Source organism: Alteribacter natronophilus (assembly GCF_006007885.1).
Lineage (GTDB): Bacteria > Bacillota > Bacilli > Bacillales > Salisediminibacteriaceae > Alteribacter > Alteribacter natronophilus.
Map to the genome: position 1 here is coordinate 401,619 of NZ_VCRO01000002.1, position 18,773 is coordinate 420,391.

General features: G+C 51.2%; 11 protein-coding genes. 10 read left to right on the forward strand and 1 reads right to left on the reverse strand.

Features of this window, described 5'->3' with window-relative positions:
* Nucleotides 1-73: 73 nt before the first annotated feature.
* The 3 genes from FGB90_RS08975 to ggt all read left to right on the forward strand — a co-directional run bounded on the left by FGB90_RS08975 (nt 74) and on the right by ggt (nt 6,389).
* Nucleotides 74-1,012: an AEC family transporter gene (locus FGB90_RS08975; protein WP_138810483.1), complete on the forward strand. Its 939-nt coding sequence runs from the start codon at nt 74-76 to the stop codon at nt 1,010-1,012.
* 187 nt (nt 1,013-1,199) lie between these two features.
* Nucleotides 1,200-3,983, forward strand: coding sequence for a gamma-glutamyltransferase (locus FGB90_RS08980; protein ID WP_138810484.1), 2,784 nt, complete (start codon nt 1,200-1,202; stop codon nt 3,981-3,983).
* Nucleotides 3,984-4,607: 624 nt separating this feature from the next.
* Nucleotides 4,608-6,389, forward strand: a complete 1,782-nt coding sequence (gene ggt, locus FGB90_RS08985; RefSeq protein WP_138810485.1) for a gamma-glutamyltransferase — start codon at nt 4,608-4,610, stop codon at nt 6,387-6,389.
* A gap of 70 nt (nt 6,390-6,459) precedes the next feature.
* On the opposite strand, the gene FGB90_RS08990 is transcribed toward ggt, so the two are convergent.
* A complete protein-coding gene (locus tag FGB90_RS08990; protein ID WP_138810486.1) occupies nt 6,460-7,371 on the reverse strand; it encodes a LysR family transcriptional regulator in 912 nt (303 codons plus the stop codon).
* Nucleotides 7,372-7,590: 219 nt separating this feature from the next.
* Here FGB90_RS08990 and FGB90_RS08995 point away from each other — a divergent pair, with 219 nt between their 5' ends.
* The 7 genes from FGB90_RS08995 (at nt 7,591) to FGB90_RS09025 (ending at nt 18,766) form a co-directional block, all read left to right on the forward strand.
* Nucleotides 7,591-8,619, forward strand: coding sequence for an NAD(P)H-dependent amine dehydrogenase family protein (locus tag FGB90_RS08995; protein WP_138810487.1), 1,029 nt, complete (start codon nt 7,591-7,593; stop codon nt 8,617-8,619).
* Between the two features lie 197 nt (nt 8,620-8,816).
* Entirely contained in the window at nt 8,817-9,842 is a 1,026-nt protein-coding gene (locus FGB90_RS09000; protein WP_138810488.1) for a TAXI family TRAP transporter solute-binding subunit, read from the forward strand.
* Between the two features lie 54 nt (nt 9,843-9,896).
* The gene (locus tag FGB90_RS09005) at nt 9,897-10,409 is read left to right on the forward strand and encodes a DUF1850 domain-containing protein (protein ID WP_138810489.1); all 513 of its coding nucleotides are present in this window, start codon (nt 9,897-9,899) and stop codon (nt 10,407-10,409) included.
* A 35-nt stretch (nt 10,410-10,444) separates the two neighbouring features.
* The gene (locus FGB90_RS09010; protein ID WP_138810490.1) at nt 10,445-12,676 is read left to right on the forward strand and encodes a TRAP transporter permease; all 2,232 of its coding nucleotides are present in this window, start codon (nt 10,445-10,447) and stop codon (nt 12,674-12,676) included.
* A gap of 148 nt (nt 12,677-12,824) precedes the next feature.
* Nucleotides 12,825-14,213 (forward strand): argininosuccinate lyase, encoded by a 1,389-nt coding sequence (gene argH / locus FGB90_RS09015; RefSeq protein WP_138810491.1) that lies wholly within the window; start codon nt 12,825-12,827, stop codon nt 14,211-14,213.
* Between the two features lie 519 nt (nt 14,214-14,732).
* A complete protein-coding gene (ppc, locus tag FGB90_RS09020) occupies nt 14,733-17,477 on the forward strand; it encodes a phosphoenolpyruvate carboxylase (RefSeq protein WP_138810492.1) in 2,745 nt (914 codons plus the stop codon).
* Between the two features lie 281 nt (nt 17,478-17,758).
* The gene (locus tag FGB90_RS09025) at nt 17,759-18,766 is read left to right on the forward strand and encodes a LacI family DNA-binding transcriptional regulator (protein ID WP_138810493.1); all 1,008 of its coding nucleotides are present in this window, start codon (nt 17,759-17,761) and stop codon (nt 18,764-18,766) included.
* Nucleotides 18,767-18,773 lie beyond the last annotated feature (7 nt).

Genomic DNA, 18,773 nt, shown 5'->3' on the forward strand with positions numbered 1-18,773 from the left:
TGTTATTAATGCACGTAAAGTACTAACCTGCTAAACTTATTGTCATAACTCTCAGGCAGAAAGGTATTCAAACATGGATATAACAGTAGTCATAACATCAATTATGGTCATGGGTGTCATGATCGGAATAGGGGCCTTTTTTGCCTCGAAGGTGCCGGTGACAGCTGAAGTGAAACAGGCGATGATCCTGATTGTCCTGAATATAGCTGTTCCCTCAATCGTACTGAACGGCGTTTTTAATACGGAGGTCACAGATCAGCTGCTGAATCAGGCGATCCTGATCTTTTTTATATCGCTTGCGTTTCATCTCGGAGCGCTTCTTTTTGCGTGGATTTTTACCCGTATCGCCGGTTTTCGTTCCCTGTTCGCTAAAAAAATGACAATACTTGCAGCCCTCGGAAATACCGGGTTTATCGGGATTCCTCTGTGCGCAACGATTTTTGGTCCAACGGGAGGCCTCCTTGCAGCTGTCTTCGATGCCGGGCTCGACCTTATTTTATTCAGTGTCGGGGTCTACCTGCTTCAGTCGGGGGAGAAGTTTCAGTTGCGGCAGCTGAAGTCTGTGATCAACCTGCCGCTTGTTGCGGTCGTTACCGGACTGACTGCAGGGGTGACCGGTTTTCAGCCGCCTGCCATTCTCCAGCAGCTGACTGCTCTTTTATCCGGGCTTGCAGCACCACTTGCGATGCTGTATATCGGCATGATGCTGTACAACCATTTCCGTGTGGCGGGTCTTAAGGTGTACAGACAGATCTGGTTTCCGCTTGTGATCCGCCTGATGGTTATTCCTGCTGTTACGCTGGCGGTTGTTCTCATGACCCCGCTCGATCCGTTTCTTCAGGCACTGGTGGTCATCCTGTCAGCCATGCCGACAATTACGCTTTCGGCGATCCTTTTTGGCCGGTACGCCGGAGATGAGGAAACGGCCGTGGTTACCATCGCTGTATCGACAGTTCTGTCCCTTGGCACAATTCCGCTCGTTGCTCTCGCGGCAAACCTGTTTGGGGGATAAAAACGAGCACAGATCCTTAAACCGGGGTCTGTGCTTTTATTATAGATAAGAAACGTGCAGACAGCTGCATCCTATCTGGATATAACCTCTCCTTATAGCGTTATTACCTATAGTTATTTCCACCCTCGAAATATCTGTGATAAGGTTTAAATATTGCTAATATTCTGCTAAATGAAGGGGTGGAGTGATGAAGATTCGACAGAAACGGCTGTTATCTTCGGTTCTTGCCGGTGTGATGGTTTTCGGGACACTTGCTTTTCCCGGAAGCGGTTATGCTGATTTCATGAAGGATCAGGAAGATTCGGTCACAGGCTACGGAGGCGCTGCGGCGACAGAAGATCCCCAGGCTTCAGCGGCGGCGATGTATATCCTTGAACAGGGTGGTAATGCCGTTGACGCAGCGATTGCAGGTGCAGCTGCCCAGGGTGTAACCCGGCCATTTTCAGGTGGGATCGGGGGAGGCGGCATGATGCTTGTGTATCTTGCCGAAGAGGACGAGTACATATCGATCGATAACCGTTCCCAGGCGACACAGGCGTTTGGACCAGACGTACTGATTAATCCTGAAACGGGACTCGTGTATCCTCAGGCAGTACGAACTTCGAATGGGATGGTAACTTCGGTTCCGGGAGCTGTGAAAGCGTGGGAGGAAGCCCTTGAAAACTACGGCACAATGACGATGGCGGAAGTGCTTGAGCCTGCCCGCCAGATTGCAGAGGAAGGTTTCCAGGCTGACAGCAACTTTGTCAGGGAACTTACCCAGAACGCCGATCGGTTTGCTTTGTTTGAGCCAACCAGGGACCTGTACTTTGATGAAGACGGTAACCTGCCGGAACCGGGGGACGTGCTTACGAACCCGGACCTGGCTGAAACGTACCGTCTGATCGGTGAACACGGCAGCAGTATTTTCTATGAAGGTGCGATTGCCGAAGATATCGTTGATACGGTTAACAATCCTCCTGTAGTGGATGATCCGGACTATTCCGCAGTAAGCTCCCTTTGGGACGAGGAATTCGGTGTCCTGCCAGGTGAGATGACGATCGATGACCTGGCGAATTATGAGGCGCTCGTCTCCGAGCCGGTTCATACCACGTATCGTGATTACGATGTTTACGGTGCGCCGCCGTCCTCAAGCGGCGGGGCGACGATCGCACAGACGCTGAATATGCTTGAACATTATGCCCTCTCCGATATGACCCGGGAACAGGCGCTTCATTACTATCTTGAAGCGACGCGCCTGTCTTTTGCGGACCGCAGGGAGTATATCGGCGATCCGGCTTTTTCTGACATTCCGGTAACCGGTCTTACATCTGAAGGTTATGCCGAGGAGCGGCGCTGGGAAATCGACGACAACCTGGCAGACATCGGTCAGGTTGCACCGGGGAATCCATGGCCGTATGAAGAGGATCCGGACCGCTGGCCGGAGGAGCCGCCTTCTGACGGACCGGCACTCCATTACGATTTTGAAGGAGAAGACGGCGATCTCTGGGCACTCGGCAAATTCCACCGGCTTGATACAGGACCGACAAGCAGCCCGTTTGATTCGGAAATTACGATTCAGGATAAAACCGGGCAGATTCTTGTGAACGCGCGCCATCCGGATCGGGGAAGTGCCTATGGGAGAGCCACTGCTACGATGGACGCGATTGAAAATGCCGAACTAACGACCCGGTTTAAAACAGACAATGTGGGACAGAATCAGCGTCTCCGTTTCTGGCTGCAGGCTGACGTTTGGCGTTCAGGTTCCTCTCTGCCGGTAAACGGCTACGGTGTGGAAGTGAACCTTAATACGAACGAGCTTCTTCTCTATACTTCGGTCGACAGCAGTCTCCGCACCCTCGACCGGGTGGATCTGGACATGGATACGGATTGGAGGGATCTGCGCTTCCGCGTCGAAGGGAACGTGCTGAAAGCAAGCTTGTGGAACGCAGATGAAGAGGAGCCGGATGAGTGGATGCTCGACCACACGCTGGCGGAAAATGACCAGATTGCCGATCCGCGGGGGCGTTTTCTCCTCAGCGCCATCAACTTTACCCAGCTGAACGGCGTGACGTTCAACCTCGATTCCGTGGAAGTGGAAGACCTTGGTGAAGTGACGGACAGCGATGAAGCGGGCACAGCGGGTGTTCCGGTATCTTCTCCCTCCATGTCACAAGCTGAAGAAGATGCTGAAGTGATTCACTTTGAAAAAGAAGCCCTGATGGAGTTGGAAAAAGAAGAGCTTCTTATGGATGAAGAAGAAATGGGAGCAGATGAGTCCACGATCCACCTTTCAGTAAGTGACCGGGACGGAAACGTCGTAAGTTACACTTCCACGATCGTTTCGATTGGCGGTAACGGTATGGTGGTTCCTGATCGCGGCTTCCTTCTCAACAACGCTCTGTTTGGCCGTATTCCTGTACAGCCTGAGAATCACCCGAATTACCCGAGACCAGGAATGCGGTCCATGAGCAGTATGTCGCCGACACTTGTTATGAAAGACGGTGATCCTGTTCTCACTCTTGGTGCACCGGGAAGCGATACGATTCTTACGACAGTGCTCCAGGTCATGCTCAACAACCTGGAATTCGGGATGCCTGTTAATGAAGCAATTGCCGAGCCGCGTATGAATCAGCGGAACAATTTTAACGGCCTTGCCGAGTATGAAGGGATTTTCTATGATGAAAATGAAGAGTTCAGGGCCACACTCGAGGCACTTGAAAGCATGGGGCACCGCTTCAGTGCGGTCAACGCAACGCAGGGAATCGGGGCTGTGACAGCCATTGAGTTCCTTGAAGACGGGAAAGTGAGACCTGCTGCGGAACCGGTACGCCGCGGCGGAGGAAGTGCCATGGTGGAATCCACTGATCCAATCACGGGACCGCCTGGCCCACCAGGCCCGCCATTTGATCCACCGGGACCACCGTTTGATCCACCTGGTCCTCCAGGTTCAACTCCGGGACCTCCGTTTGATCCTCCTGGAAAAAGATAATCAATTGTACCAACTCAATGGGCTGTGCAGATTCTGCACAGTCCTTTTTTCTTCGTTTAATGAAACTATAAACTCCACTTTTTGTGGAAAAATATCATTTATATATGCGAAGCTTTACGACGGCAGACGGGGCCAAGGGGAGACTCCGCATGGCGATAGCCAGAGGAGGCTCCCTGGACCGCCGCGTAAAGCGAACGGACGACGTGAAGCGAAGCTGTAAGAGAGCGTAAGCACATTGTTCGTTCCGGAAATATGACATTTTCCCGGGAAATGATACACCAGGTTGATTAATTCCCCGGCTTTCATTATAAAAGGGTGTCGAAGGCCAGCCGCAGGATGTGTCATAGATCCTGTTTCCATTTTCCTGTTTTTCCGGTGTGTCGTTCAGGGGTGGGAGAATAGGCCTTGTTAAAGTAAAACTATTTTAGTTTCCAACTGAATAAATCTGGTTCAAACGTCTTCCATATAATTTAAACTTATAAAACTATAATCGATCTGTATAAATGTTTCGTGTCTCCAAATGATAACATCATAATTAGTCAGACTATTCTGCATAAAAGGAGGGAAAAAGAGCAGGTCTGAGCTGAACCGACAGTGATTCTATATCATAGGAGGCTGATTGTGATGAAAGCACATAAACTACTGACGAAGTCTGTTACCGCCATTACGGCGGCAGCACTGCTTTTTGCGACACCTTTTCACGCAGAAGCAAGAAATTACGAAAGTGACATCAGCAATGTAGCGGAAGGTACGGACGGTATGGTGTCCACCTCTCACCCGATTGCCTCACAGGTTGGGGCCGATATACTGGAGCGCGGCGGTAATGCCGTTGACGCAGCAGTGGCAATTCAGTATGCGCTCAACGTTGTAGAGCCGATGATGTCCGGAATCGGCGGCGGCGGATTCATGATGGTGTACGATGCGGATGAAGATGATGTGACCATCGTGAACAGCCGGGAGAGAGCGCCTGCCGGAGCGACACCGGACATGTTCCTCGATGAAAACGGAAGCCCTATTCCGTTCCAGCAGAGGGTCCGGCATGGTAATGCCGTAGGTGTTCCTGGTACGCTGAAAGGACTCGAGGAAGCGCTTGACCGCTGGGGATCCCGTCCCCGCCAGCAGCTGATTACGCCGGCAGTCCAGCTTGCCCAGAAAGGGTTTGAAGTGGACACCCAGCTCGCTCAGGCGATCGAGAGCAACGAGGAAAAACTCTCACTCACTCCTGCTGCGGATGTGTTCCTGCCGGACGGTGAACCTGTCCAGGAAGGAGACTGGCTCGTGCAGTCCGACCTTGCAGATACACTGAAAACGATCCGGGCTCACGGCGCGGATGCATTCTATAACGGAGAGATTGCCGAAGCCATTGCTGAAACCGTTCAGGAATTTGGTGGAAGCATGACAGCTGATGACCTTGCAAACTATCAATTGACGATCGACGAACCGGTGTACGGCGACTACAAGGATTTCTCCATTGCCAGCATGCCGCCGCCGAGCTCTGGTGGGACATTCCTCATTCAGATGCTGAAAATTCTCGAAGACTTTGATCTCGGCCAGTACGACGTTCGTTCATTTGAAAAGTACCACCTTCTCTCTGAAACAATGAGACTTGCTTACGCGGACCGGGCAGCGTATGCAGGTGACCCTGAGTTTGTGGATGTTCCTGTGAACGGTCTATTGAATGACGACTATATTGCCGAGCGCCGTTCGCTTATTTCACTTGATTCTGTAATGCAAGACATTGAACCAGGCGACCCGTGGGCTTATGAAAACGGGGATGCAGACTATGAAGTGGAAGCCGGGGCCCATGATGTGGACAGCAGCCCGGGTGAAACGACTCACTTTACCGTTGCGGACCGCTGGGGTAATGTCGTTTCCTACACGAGTACCATCGAGCAGGTATTCGGATCCGGTATCATGGTGGACGGATACGGTCTCCTTCTGAATAACGAACTTACCGACTTCGATGCCGTACCAGGTGGAGCGAATCAGGTTGAGCCGAATAAGCGGCCGCTAAGCTCCATGACACCGACAATGATTCTTGATGATGACGGTAAACCTGTTGCTACTCTTGGTTCCCCTGGCGGACCGCGGATCATTACCGCCGTGCTTCAGGTATTCATCAACCTTGCCGAATATGGTATGGATCTTGAAGAAGCGGTAGCCGAGCCGAGAATTTACAACACTCACACTACACAGACGTGGTGGGAGGAAGGAGTGCCGGCTGACGTGCGCGATCAGATGACTGAACTCGGTCACCGCCTCCAGTCGAGCCCGAACCTCGTTGGTAACGTACAGGCACTTCAGATTGACTATGACGCAGGCCATTTTTACGGTGTAGCCGATGAGCGCCGCGACGGTGCAGCAATCGGCATTACCCGTCCGGGAAACCGCGGCGGTAACAGATAACAGAAAAGACCGGTGCGGACATTGCCGCATCGGTCTTCGCTTTACCGGGTGATCAATAACCTTTCTCTTCTCATGCCTCCTGATACACCGACTCTTTCAGCAGTTCCAGAGCGTAGCGGGTAACGGGGGGAATAAAGGTGGAGGTGTTCCACACTGCAGAAACAGAGCTGAACAGCTCCTGGTTTTCAATACGCAGGCCTTTTATTTTCTCTCCAGGCAGGAGGGCAATCATATCGGTAGGCATGAGAGTGATGCCAATCCCTCCGGCTATAAGGTTGGCCATCGTCAGGAGCTCAGGGCCTGTGCCCATCGTTTTTGGTACGAATCCTGCTGTCTTACACGCATCCTCGAGGACAGCATGGAGGGAGGAAGATGTATCAGGGTCGTAATGAAGGAACGTCTCATTACTGACTTCACTCAGGTCGATACTGTCCCTGGCCGCAAGGGGATGGGAGACAGAGACCGCCAGACGGACAGGGTGGCGGGTCAGTTCAACCGCTTCGAGAGGATGCTTCACTGTATGGTGGAGGCTGGCATCAGTACGGAACAGCCCGAGGTCCGCTTCGCGCTTCTGAACAGAGGCAATCACCCCTGCCGACGAGGTCTCCTGAATGTTAAATGCCACATCTCCAAACTCTGTTCTCAGCCTGGGAACGAGGGACGGGATCCAGTTGCCGGCAGCGGATGGAACGGCAGCAATCGAAATCTTTTTCTGGGGGATTGTCCCGTGTTCGCGGATATCGTTCAGCGTCTGCTCGATCGTCTCGAATGATGGCAGAAGCCTTTTATAAAGAAATTCTCCTTCCTTTGTCAGTTTTACACTTCTGGTCGTCCGAGTTAAAAGCCTGAAGCTGAGCTGCTCTTCTAGTGCATGGATCTGCTGACTGAGTCCGGGCTGGGAGATATGAAGATTTTCCGCTGCCCTGCTGAAGTTAAGGCAGCGGGCCACTTCGAGAAAGTAGCGTAGGGACTGCAGGTTCATATGTATACCTCCTTTTTAAAGAAAATCTGGTTCATTTTTCTATTACTCTCTATTATAAAAACCTGCGCCGGACACCGACAGTGGAAAAAGGCCTGTTCGTGACAGCGGTTGCAGGAAGGTATTCATAACCTCTGGTTATGAATATATAACGGTCCGGTATTTCTAATTCCCGCTTCCAGGTGGTACGGTCGATACAGAACAGAAAAAGGAGCTGGTTGTATGAATCGTTTAAACGTTCTTCAGTTTGGTCTCGGTCCGATTGGTCTGGAAATTGTCAGAAAAGCGGTGGATGTTCACGGCCTTTCACTTGTTGGTGCAGTGGACATTAATCCTGAATTTACTGATAAAGATGCCGGTGTGCTTGCAGGGATTTCCCCTGTTGGAACCAAGGTAACGGCTGATCTAAGCTCACTTGATAAAAAGCAGCTCAAGGGAGCTGTTGCCATACACTGTACCGGGTCGGACCTGAGTGCAGTCTGGCCTCAGATCAAGGAGCTTCTCGACTGCGGGTGTTCGGTCGTGTCCACCTGTGAGGAGCTGTCCTATCCGTGGCACCGTCACCCTGAGCTCGCAGGGGAAATAGACGCTTACGCCAGGGAAAAGGGAGCTGCTGTGATTGGCACGGGAGTAAATCCCGGGTTTGTCATGGATACGATGACACTCTGTCTGACTGCAGTAACGAATACGTTCGGGGATATCCGGGCAGTGCGAAAAGTCGATGTCTCCCGGCGCAGAATCCCTCTCCAGAAAAAAACAGGATGCGGGATGACGGTAGAAGAGTTCGAATTACTGGCAGAGAGAGATGCCATCGGTCACGTGGGGCTTGAGGAATCCGCCCGTTTAATCGCATACGGCCTCGGCCTGGAACTGAAAAAAGTAACAAACACGATCAGCCCTGTCGTTGCCGAGAGACAGCTGGAACTCACCTCCGGAACAGTGGAACCTGGCCTTGTGTGCGGACAGTACCAGGTGGTTAATGGGGAGGCGGCTGACGGAAGAAAGATCACGCTGGAACTGACCATGGCAGCCGGTGCAGAGCAGGAGGACAGAGTCCAGGTTGGTGGAAATGAAGGTCTTGAGATGGTGATTCCAGACGGGATTTTTGGTGATACAGCCACGGCAGCGATGGCGATTAATACCGCAAAGAGAATCGGTGCAGGCAGGTTTTCAGGACTTTTGACCATGGCGGATCTTCCTCTCCCGCTTAATGCTGGTGTGAGAAAAGCCGCATCTGAATCAGTGAAATAAGCAGGATAATATTCCTAAAGTTTCAAAAATACGTACCTTAACAGTTGTGTAAAAATCAGAAAATAGATATAATTTAAACAAATCGACAGCGTTATTCTGCTCCTTTTTGCAGAATACGAGTTGCAAATCCGGGATGATAGGCGGTAAAGCCGTCTGTTGTTATAGGCATTTACTACTTTTTATAGGGGGACACACACATGAAGAAATATTCGTTTTCAGTCATGCTTCTTGCCATGATGCTTGTGATTGCTGCCTGCGGGGAAGCCGATGAAACCGGCGGGGACGCAGAAGGCGATGACGACCAGACAGAAGAAACAGGGGACGACAACGGAGACGGCGATGAGGAAACAGCAGCAGACTGGGCATCTGACGTAACCGTACTTACAGGCGGTGAGCAGGGTGTCTACTTCCCGCTCGGCGGTGCTATGGCACAGATTATCAGTGACAACGTGGACGATGTGGCTGCAAGCGGAGTATCCACAGGTGCCTCGGTTGTAAACGTGAACGATATTCAGGACGGTATGGGAGAGCTTGCTCTTGTTCAGAATGATATCGCTTACTTTGCCCAGGAAGGTATGATTATGTTTGATGAAAATCTGGACGGGTTCTCCGGTATTGCCACACTTTACCCGGAAGTTGTTCAGATCGTTGCGCTGGAGGACAGCGGTATTGAAACCGTTGATGATCTCGAAGGCAAGCGTGTAGCTGTCGGGGACCAGGGTTCCGGTACTGAAGCAAATGCCAGCCAGATCCTTGAATCTCACGGTATCACGTACGACGACATCAACCCTGAATACATGGCATTCGGTGACGCAGCCGGTGGTCTTCAGGACGGAAACCTGGATGCAGCGTTCATTACTGCAGGTACACCTACTGGTGCGATTGAGTCCCTTCAGGCCAACCGCGATATCGTAATTGTAAGCATCAACCAGGATGCCATCGACGATCTTACTTCCGAGTACCCGTATTACACAGAATTCACGGTTGACGGTGATACTTACGGTACAGAAGATGCGACTACAGTAGCTGTTCAGGCGATGCTGATTGCAAGCAATGACCTGCCGGAAGATCAGGTTTATGAGATGACGCGTGCGATCTTTGAAAACCTCGATGTAATTGAAGGTACGCACGCCCGTGGTGCTGATATTACAATCGAATCGGCTCAGGACGGAATGTCCATCGACCTTCATCCGGGGGCAGAACGTTACTTTGATGAACAGTAAAACACTGAGTGAAAGGGCATTGCTGCAAAGCAGTGCCCTTTTGCAAAATTAGTTATGAAAAGATTACTGACTTCCCTGCTTCTCGTGGCTGTTACGGCATCGGGTGCTGCAGCGTTTTTATATGCAATCAGCCCGGAACAGGTGCTGGAAATTGAAAAAGTAGAGTCGAACAAGGTGCTGTGGCAGGCGCCGATTGAGCCTGAAGTATGGTTTCACCATGAATATATTCATTCTGTGGAAAAATCGAAGGTCATGGAAAAGTACAAGCTTGCTTCGGATGGCCAGCTGTACGCCATGGAGAGCTGGACCCGCTCTTTTGGGGCAGGACTGCCCTATGAAGACAGGGGAACTGCTGAGATCGTGGATGGCTGGTACATTCTGAAGGATCTTTACAGTCCACTTGAGGAGCTGCGAATGCTTCCTTCTCATTTACACCTACATACGTTTCATTACGGCGATGAGGAACTGGTGCTTTCCGACCCGCCGTTTAAGCGCACTCACATCAGAATACATGTATCCCGGTTGTCCGCTTTCGAGCGGATCACCTGGCTTTTTACCCGTCCCTGAAGGAGGGTACACCCTGGAAAGGAGCTTCACTCATTATGGATAACAACAAAACGCCGGACAACCGTGAGGCGGTTAAGGATCCGGCAGAGAAATCCCGGGCTCTTGAGCTTCAGGCCAGTGACCGTATGTTAAAAGGGTTCTGGGCGCTTCTGTTCACGGTTCTCGCCCTTATTCTGTCTATCTATCATTTTTATACAGCCGGTTTTGGGCTTCAGGTAGGAACACGGACTCATCTGCTTTTTCACCTGATGATGGGACTCACCCTCGTCTTTATTCTGTACCCGGTAAAAAAAGGGCTCGGCCAGACGAAGGTACCCTGGTACGATCTCCTGTTAAGCGGGCTTGTTCTGTTTGTGGGTATTTATATCATTCAGAATCAGCAGTCCCAGGCGATATTGAGTGCCCGGCCTGAGACGTTTGATATTTTTATCAGTGTGGCGCTCATCGCCCTCGTACTTGAAGCGACGCGCCGGGTGGTAGGTAAACCACTCGTTATTATTGCAGCGTGTTTTATTGCCTATTACTTCCTGGGAGAATACATGCCTGGAATTCTCAGGCACACACGGACCGACTTTGAACGATTCTTCTATGAGATGGGGTACACAACTGCCGGAATTTTCGGTACGCCTCTGAGCGTATCGGCGACATATGTATTTATCTTTATCCTGTTCGGTGCGATTCTGGAATCAACCGGTGCAGGGAAAATGTTTATCGATCTCGCCCTCCGAGCGTTTGGCCGGTTCAAGGGCGGGCCTGCCAAGGCAGCGGTCGTTTCCAGCGGGATGCTCGGCAGCATCTCGGGAAGTTCGACTGCAAATGCCGTAACGACAGGAACGTTCACGATTCCGCTCATGAAGCGTGTCGGCTTCCGTCCGCATACAGCAGGCGGGATCGAAGTAGCCGCTTCCTCGAGCGGACAGTTTCTGCCGCCGATTATGGGGGCCGCCGCCTTTCTTATGATCGAGTATACGGGAATTGCCTACGTGGAGATTATCCGAAGCGCACTCATTCCGGCAATCTTGAGTTACATTGCAATCTTACTAATGGTGCACTTTGAAGCGTCGAAGTACAATATCAGCGGCCTGAAAAAAAGCGAGCTTGTCTCTGCGAGGCGCCTGCTCCTGCAGCAGGGATATCTGATCCTGCCGATCTTTGTGCTCATTTATTTCCTCGTACAGCGTTTTACGGTGCCGAATGCGGCGTTCTTTGCGATTGTTGTTATTCTCGTAATGGCGTTCTTTGCCCACAGATTTAAGGAGCGTCTCGGGCGGAGTCTTGTGTATGCCGGGATTCTGATGGCGTTTGCCTTCAGTCTTCAGTACATTATCGTGTTTTTAAATCAGTTCACACCGCGCGATATTCAGTGGCGCGATGAAATACCGGTCCTTGTGGTGATCAGTCTGGTGATTGCAGGTCTGTTTGCAGTCGGGCAGAAGGGGCTTAAGATCGAGTCGGCACCGGTGAAATACGGTATGCCCCAGCTCGTCCGCGGGCTCGAGCTTGCTGCCCGTAACTCCCTTTCGGTGATCGTTGCGACGGCCACGGCGGGAATCCTGATCGGGGTCGTTAACCTGACAGGGTTGTCACTGAAGCTGTCGAACATGATTATCTCGTTTTCAGGTACACTGGCAGACATCATTCCGGCGTTTCTTACGTTTGAGAATACCCAGCTGTACTTTGCCCTGATTCTGACGGTTATTGCCTGTCTGATTCTCGGGCTCGGTCTTCCCACGACGGCAACGTACGTCATTCTTGCGGCGATGGTGGCACCGGCACTTGTGGATCTCGGTGTGCCGATTCTGGCAGCTCACCTGTTTGTGCTTTATTACGGGGTCCTTGCCGATGACACGCCGCCGATCAACCTGCCGGCGTACGCTACGGCGGGAATTGCCAATGCCGAACCGGTGAGGACAGGTGTACAGGGCTTTAAGTACGATTCGGGGGCGCTTCTTCTTCCATTTGCCTTTGCCACCAACCCGATCATTCTGCTTCTAACCGATGCATCATGGTGGGTGGTCGGAGTTAACATCTTTACAGCTCTCGTGGGAATCATCGCTTTTGCCTCGGTAATCCAGGGCTGGTTTGTATTGAAGTACTACTGGTTTGAGCGCTGGTCGGCACTTATTGCAGCACTCGTTCTCATCAACCACCACTGGATTTCGGATCTGATCGGAATCGGAATCGTAACCGTACTCTTTACGTCACAGTTTATCCGTGGACGAAAAGAGAAAGCGTCCGGTTCGAAAACCGTTGAGGTGCAGGGGTAACGTAAATAGAAAATCAGTATATATTCAGATGAAGACCGGAGGGGTTTGCCTTCCGGTTTTTATTTATGGTGCATGCCTGCTGCTCTTTTAACACTCTTTCGTCTGCCTGAACATATCCTTTAACAACAGCGGATGCGGAGGGAAAACGGTGGAACAGTCGAGATCAAAGCTTTACGTCAGTCATATCCTTAAACCGCAATATAACTTTACGAAGTCTCATTTTCTTAAGCATATTCTGGCTATCAGCCTGGCCCATATCAGAATGCTCGAGAAACAAAAGCTGGTTCGGGACGGTGAAGCAAAAAAGCTTATCCGGGAACTTGAAAGCCTGCAGCGCCATGGATTTGCGAAAGAGTATAATGAGCAGTTCGAGGATCTGTTCTTTATGATTGAACATCATCTCAAGGAAAAGCTCGGGGAAAAGGAAGCGGGGAATCTTCATATTGCCTTCAGTCGAAACGATATGGATGCCACGATGTACCGGATGTTCTGGAGAGAGCGTCTTACGGAATGGACCGAAGCAGTGATTGGTCTGCGGAAAGTAATTTTAGCGGCTGCAGAAGAGCATCTGGAGACGATCATGCCCGCTTATACCCACGGACAGCAGGCTCAGCCGACTACGCTGGCTCATTATCTGCTCGCTGCAGAGGCAAACCTGAAACGTGACTGTGACCGGGCTGAAGCACTGAAGAGCAGAATCAGTGAATGTCCCATGGGAGCGGTGGCTCTCAGTGGTACCGGTTTTTCCATAGACAGGCAGTTTATGTGCGATACGCTTGGGTTCGACCGGGTTATGGAAAACACATACGACGCCATCAGTGCCGGCGATTATATGCTGGAATTCGCATGTACCGCTGTTATATCGCTTACGACACTTTCCAGGATAGTACACGACTTCATGTTTATGGCGAGTAATGAAGTGGGGACGCTTTATCTATGCGCTCAGCTTGTGCAGACCTCAAGTGTGATGCCCCAGAAAAGAAATCCATCTGCTCTGGAACATACGCGGGCAATGATCAGTAAACATATCGGCCAGCTCAAAGGGACAATGGACGTACTTCATAACGTGCCATTTGGTGACGTGGTGGACGTGGGAGATGATATCCAGGAAGGGCTTTACAGGGGCATATCGGGTGGCGCTACGGCTGTGGAATTACTGACTGAAGTGATTAAAGGGTGTTCATTCAATAAAAAACTGATGAAAGAGCGCTGTGAACGGGGTTTTTCCACAGTAACCGAAATCGCAGACAGGCTTGTAAGGGATTATAATTTTCCATTCAGAAAAGCGCACGGTATAACTGCCGAATATGTGAAGAGGCTTAACAGCAGTGGCATAGTTCCGTCTGACAACGGGGCAAAAGAGACTCTGGAGCAGGTGTTAGCGGAGGAAACAGGAAGGGAAATAAAAATTCCTGATAAGAAATACTCTGAAATGACCGACCCGGAATTTTTTATTGCTGTACGAAGTCTGCAGGGAGGCCCTGCTGTGGAGGAAGTAAAAAGACAGCTGGAGAGAGCGAGGTCACGCCTGTTGTAATCATGTGTCATGACCCCCTCCGTAAATGGAGGGGAAATTTAAGTACCTGGAAGTGCGCGAACTCCTGTCTACAGCTTTATCCGTTAATTCGTCATTGCAGTCGGATACGTAATTTGTGAAAACGCAGCGGTCATGCAGCTGATTATAGCGAAATGACCGTTTACATTAAAGAGTAAAGGTATCACTTTCCCGGGAAATACAACATTAATTGCCGAAAGAAGACGTATGAAGAAGCAACGGAAAATAATAAAGCAGTTTATTGGAGAAAATTAGAAATTATGTTTAATGGCCTTTTATGACACTGAGTCGTCAGATAATTAGCACTGAACAAGCCTTTCTGTTAAAATAAGAACAATTCAAACGCATAACCGCTTTTTTTTACAGAGGTAGGGACGCAGGGTGACCTGCGGGATCGAATTTGTCCCTGCCCGATCGGTTATGATTCCCCGCTGCCGGGGTAAAATCAATACAGCAGACCCGGACGGGACATAATAATAAACAGCGAGAGAGGATGATTGGATGCAGGAGATGACGACAGATAACCATACAAAGTTAAGAAATGACGTAAAACGCCTTGGGGCGATTCTCGGCGATGTGCTTAAACAGCACGGGGGAGAAGAGCTCTTCGAAAAGGTCGAGCGCATTCGCGAAGCTGCCAAAGAACTGCGTGCAGACTACACAGATGAAGCGTACGAAAAACTGAAGCAGGAAATCTCAAGCCTGGAGTCACCACAGCGACAGCATGTAATCCGGGCATTCTCTACTTATTTCCATCTTATTAATATTGCCGAACATAACCACCGGATCCGCCGCTCGCGCCAGTATCAGCTGGACGATGGTGTGCTTCAGCCGTTCTCCATCGAGAGCGCTGTGCAGGCTGTCAAAGACGGTAATTACTCGGAAGATGTCATTCAGGAAGTACTCGATGACCTGTCCATCGAGCTCATCATGACGGCTCACCCGACAGAAGCGACGAAGCGGACGATTCTTGAGATTCAGAAGCGTATTTCAACGATCATCCAGAAGCAGGACAACCCGCTTATGACACGAAAAGAGCGGCGCCGCCTCGACGAATCGCTTGTGAACGAAGTAACAGCGCTCTGGCAGACAGACGAGCTCCGTCAGGTGAAACCAACTGTTATTGATGAAGTGAAAAATGGGCTTTACTACTTTGATACAACGCTCTTCAGCGTGCTGCCGGCTGTTCATCAGGAGCTGGAGGATCAGCTTGATGACTACTTCCCGGGACATTCGTGGCGGGTGCCGAACTTCCTTCATTTCGGATCCTGGATCGGTGGGGACCGGGACGGCAACCCTTATGTAACGCCTGATGTGACGTGGGAAACGCTCAAGCTCCAGCGGGGGCTTGCCCTGAAAAAGTACGAAGAATCCCTGAACGAACTGATGCGCCGCTTCAGTCAGTCTGCCAAGTACGTGCCGGTGACAGAAGAGCTCCGCGAGTCGGTTGAGAAAGAAGAAAAGCTGTACATGCGACGGGGAGAAACGTGGAAGCTTGAGACAGAGTACTACCGCCGCAAGTTCGGCATTATGCTGAAGCGCCTCCGCAACGTGGACAAGTCAAAAGCCGGCTACGAGTCAGCAGAGGAGCTGCTGGGAGATCTGAATATGATCAAGCGCAGCGCTCTTCAGCACAACCAGCCGGGTAAAAAGCTGAAAAAGCTCGACAAACTCATTCGCCAGGTGGAGCTGTTCGGTTTCCACCTTGCCACGCTCGATATCCGGAACCACAGCGGCGAGCACGAAACAGCTGTTGCTGAGATTCTGAAGATGGTGGGCATTACCAATGACTACGCAAGCCTTTCGGAAGATGAAAAGCTGAAAGTGCTTGAGGGTGTGCTGAAGGATCCGCGCCCGCTTATGCTGCTACACGAAGACTATTCTGAAGAGACGCGGGAAATCTTCAGCGTGTTCCAGCTCATTAAAGAAGCGCACGATACGTTCGGCCCACGCTCCATCGAAGTGTATCTCGTCAGTATGACCCAGTCTTCCAGCGATCTCCTTGAGGTGCTCGTTCTGGCGAAGGAAGCAGGCATTTACCGTCTCCACCCTAATGGAAAAGTGGAAAGCGGGCTGCATGTGGCTCCGCTTCTTGAAACAGTTAACGACCTGATCGCCGGTCCTGAAATTATGAAGACCCTGTTTGAAATGGATGTGTACCGCACCCACATTCACGAACGTGGCAACCACCAGGAAATCATGCTCGGTTACTCGGACGGCAGTAAGGACGGCGGCACGCTGACTGCCAACTGGAAGCTGTTCAAGGCCCAGCAGGAAATCCACGACATGGCGAGCCGGTTCGACATCGGACTGAAGTTTTTCCACGGACGCGGAGGTTCCCTCGGCCGTGGCGGCGGCCCGCTCAACCGGAGCATCCTGTCCCAGCCGGCCAAGACGCTCGGCGACGGCGTGAAGATCACTGAGCAGGGTGAGGTGCTGTCCTCTCGGTACATGCTGAAGGACATTGCGTTCCGTAACCTCGAACAGGCCGCATCGGCCCTTCTTGAAGCTTCCGCCCAGGCAAAAGTGCAGCCGGATGAAGTGAAAGACGAGTGGGACGAAGCGATGGAGGAAATTTCCGGCCATTCCCTGAAAAAGTACCAGGGACTCGTGTTCGGTGATGACGACTTCCTGACATACTTCAAGCAGGTGACACCGCTCAAGGAAATTAAGGAGCTCAACATCGGCTCCCGTCCGACGAGCCGGAAAGGCAGCGAAAAGTTCGAGGATCTCCGTGCAATTCCATGGGTATTCTCCTGGACACAGTGCCGTCAGAACCTGCCGGCATGGTACGCTGCAGGTACCGGACTGGCAGCTTTTGCGGACAAAGGAGAAGAAAACCTGAAGCTGCTTCAGGAAATGTACGAAAAATGGCCGTTTTTCCAGGCGACCGTCAACAATCTGCAGATGGCGCTTATGAAAGCCGACCTGCAGACGGCGAAAGAGTATGTGGATCTTATTGAGGATCGCGCTGTCGGCGAGCGGATTTTCGGGGATATTACCGATGAGTTCCACCGTACCCGGGACGTGCTGCTCCGCATTACAGGAGGAGACGATCTCCTCTCTCATACGCCGAACATCCAGGGATCGGTGCACCGCCGTAACCCTTACGTGGATCCCCTCAGCTTCCTGCAGGTGGATCTCATTAAAAAAATGCGTGCCTCGGAGGAGCAGTCGGAGGATCATCTGACTGAAGTGCTGCTCACGATCAGCGGTGTAGCTGCCGGGCTCGTGAATACAGGGTGATGAAACTATAGTGGAAAACCGGGCCAATCGCGTGGCCCGGTTTTTTGTGTGGAGGAAGTGAGAGAGGAGAGAGGAGGTCAGGTCAGACCGCTAAATCCCAAAATAAGTTCCCTGAACAAAAACTTTAATCCTCTAATTAACTGCCTAACTCCTTTAAACGGAGCGCCGGCCGCGGCAAAAACATCCCGTGTTATTTATTTATACACTTGAATGCGCTTTCCTGATGTATTACTATGAGTCTATGAAAGGCTTTTCAAACAGGCGCGAAAGGAATGGACAGGATGGGAAAAATCACAATGAAAGACGTGGCACGGATGGCGGAAGTGTCCATGAGTACGGTTTCGAGAGTGCTCAACAATCCTGAAAGCGTTCATGCAGAAAAGCGTCAGCGGGTACTAAAAGTTATTGAAGCGGAAAATTATCATCCAAACGCTCTTGCAAGAGGCCTCGTTTACAAGAGGACGCAGTCTCTTGGTGTCCTTTTGCCGGATATCTCAAACGGGTACGTGGCGGAAGTCATCAGAGGCATGGAGGATACTGCTAACTCGCACGGTCACAGCCTGATTCTCTGCAACACCGACATGAACAGGGAGAGAATGCTGAAATACCTGAGAGTCCTGAAGGAGAAGCAGGTGGACGGAATCATCTTTATGAGTGAACCGGTGACAGGCGAACTGAATGATTTATTTACCGAACTGCAGCTGCCGGTGGTCCTTGCCTCTACACAGAGCCTGGAGTACAACCTGCCTTCTGTAAAAGTGGATGATGAACAGGCAGCCTACGATGCAGCCGTTTACCTCATTGAAAAAGGTCACAGAAAGATCGGCATGATCAGTGGTCCCACATTCGATGTTATCTCCGGTGCCACGCGGTACTACGGATTTCAGAGAGCAGTAAATGAAAAGCTGGGATCGCGGGCGGACGGTATGGTGGAGTTTGGCCATTACCGGTTTGAAGATGGTTACATAGCCATGAAGCGGCTTTACGGGCGAAAACCCGACATCACGGCAGTATTTGCTGCAAGTGATGAAATGGCCGTAGGAGCGATTACGTATCTCCGCGAAAAGGGGATGCGAGTACCCGGGGATGTTTCGGTCATGGGCTACGATAATACGAAATTTGCGAGTATGTACACACCGAAGCTGACAACCGTTGCACAGCCGATGTATGAGATCGGCAGTACGGCAGTGGAAAAAATGATAGACCGTCTGGACGGGGAAGTAAGTGGTGACGAACGGACGTACCTTTCTCACAAGATTGTGGAACGGGAGTCGGTCGCAGAGATTTAATAAGTTT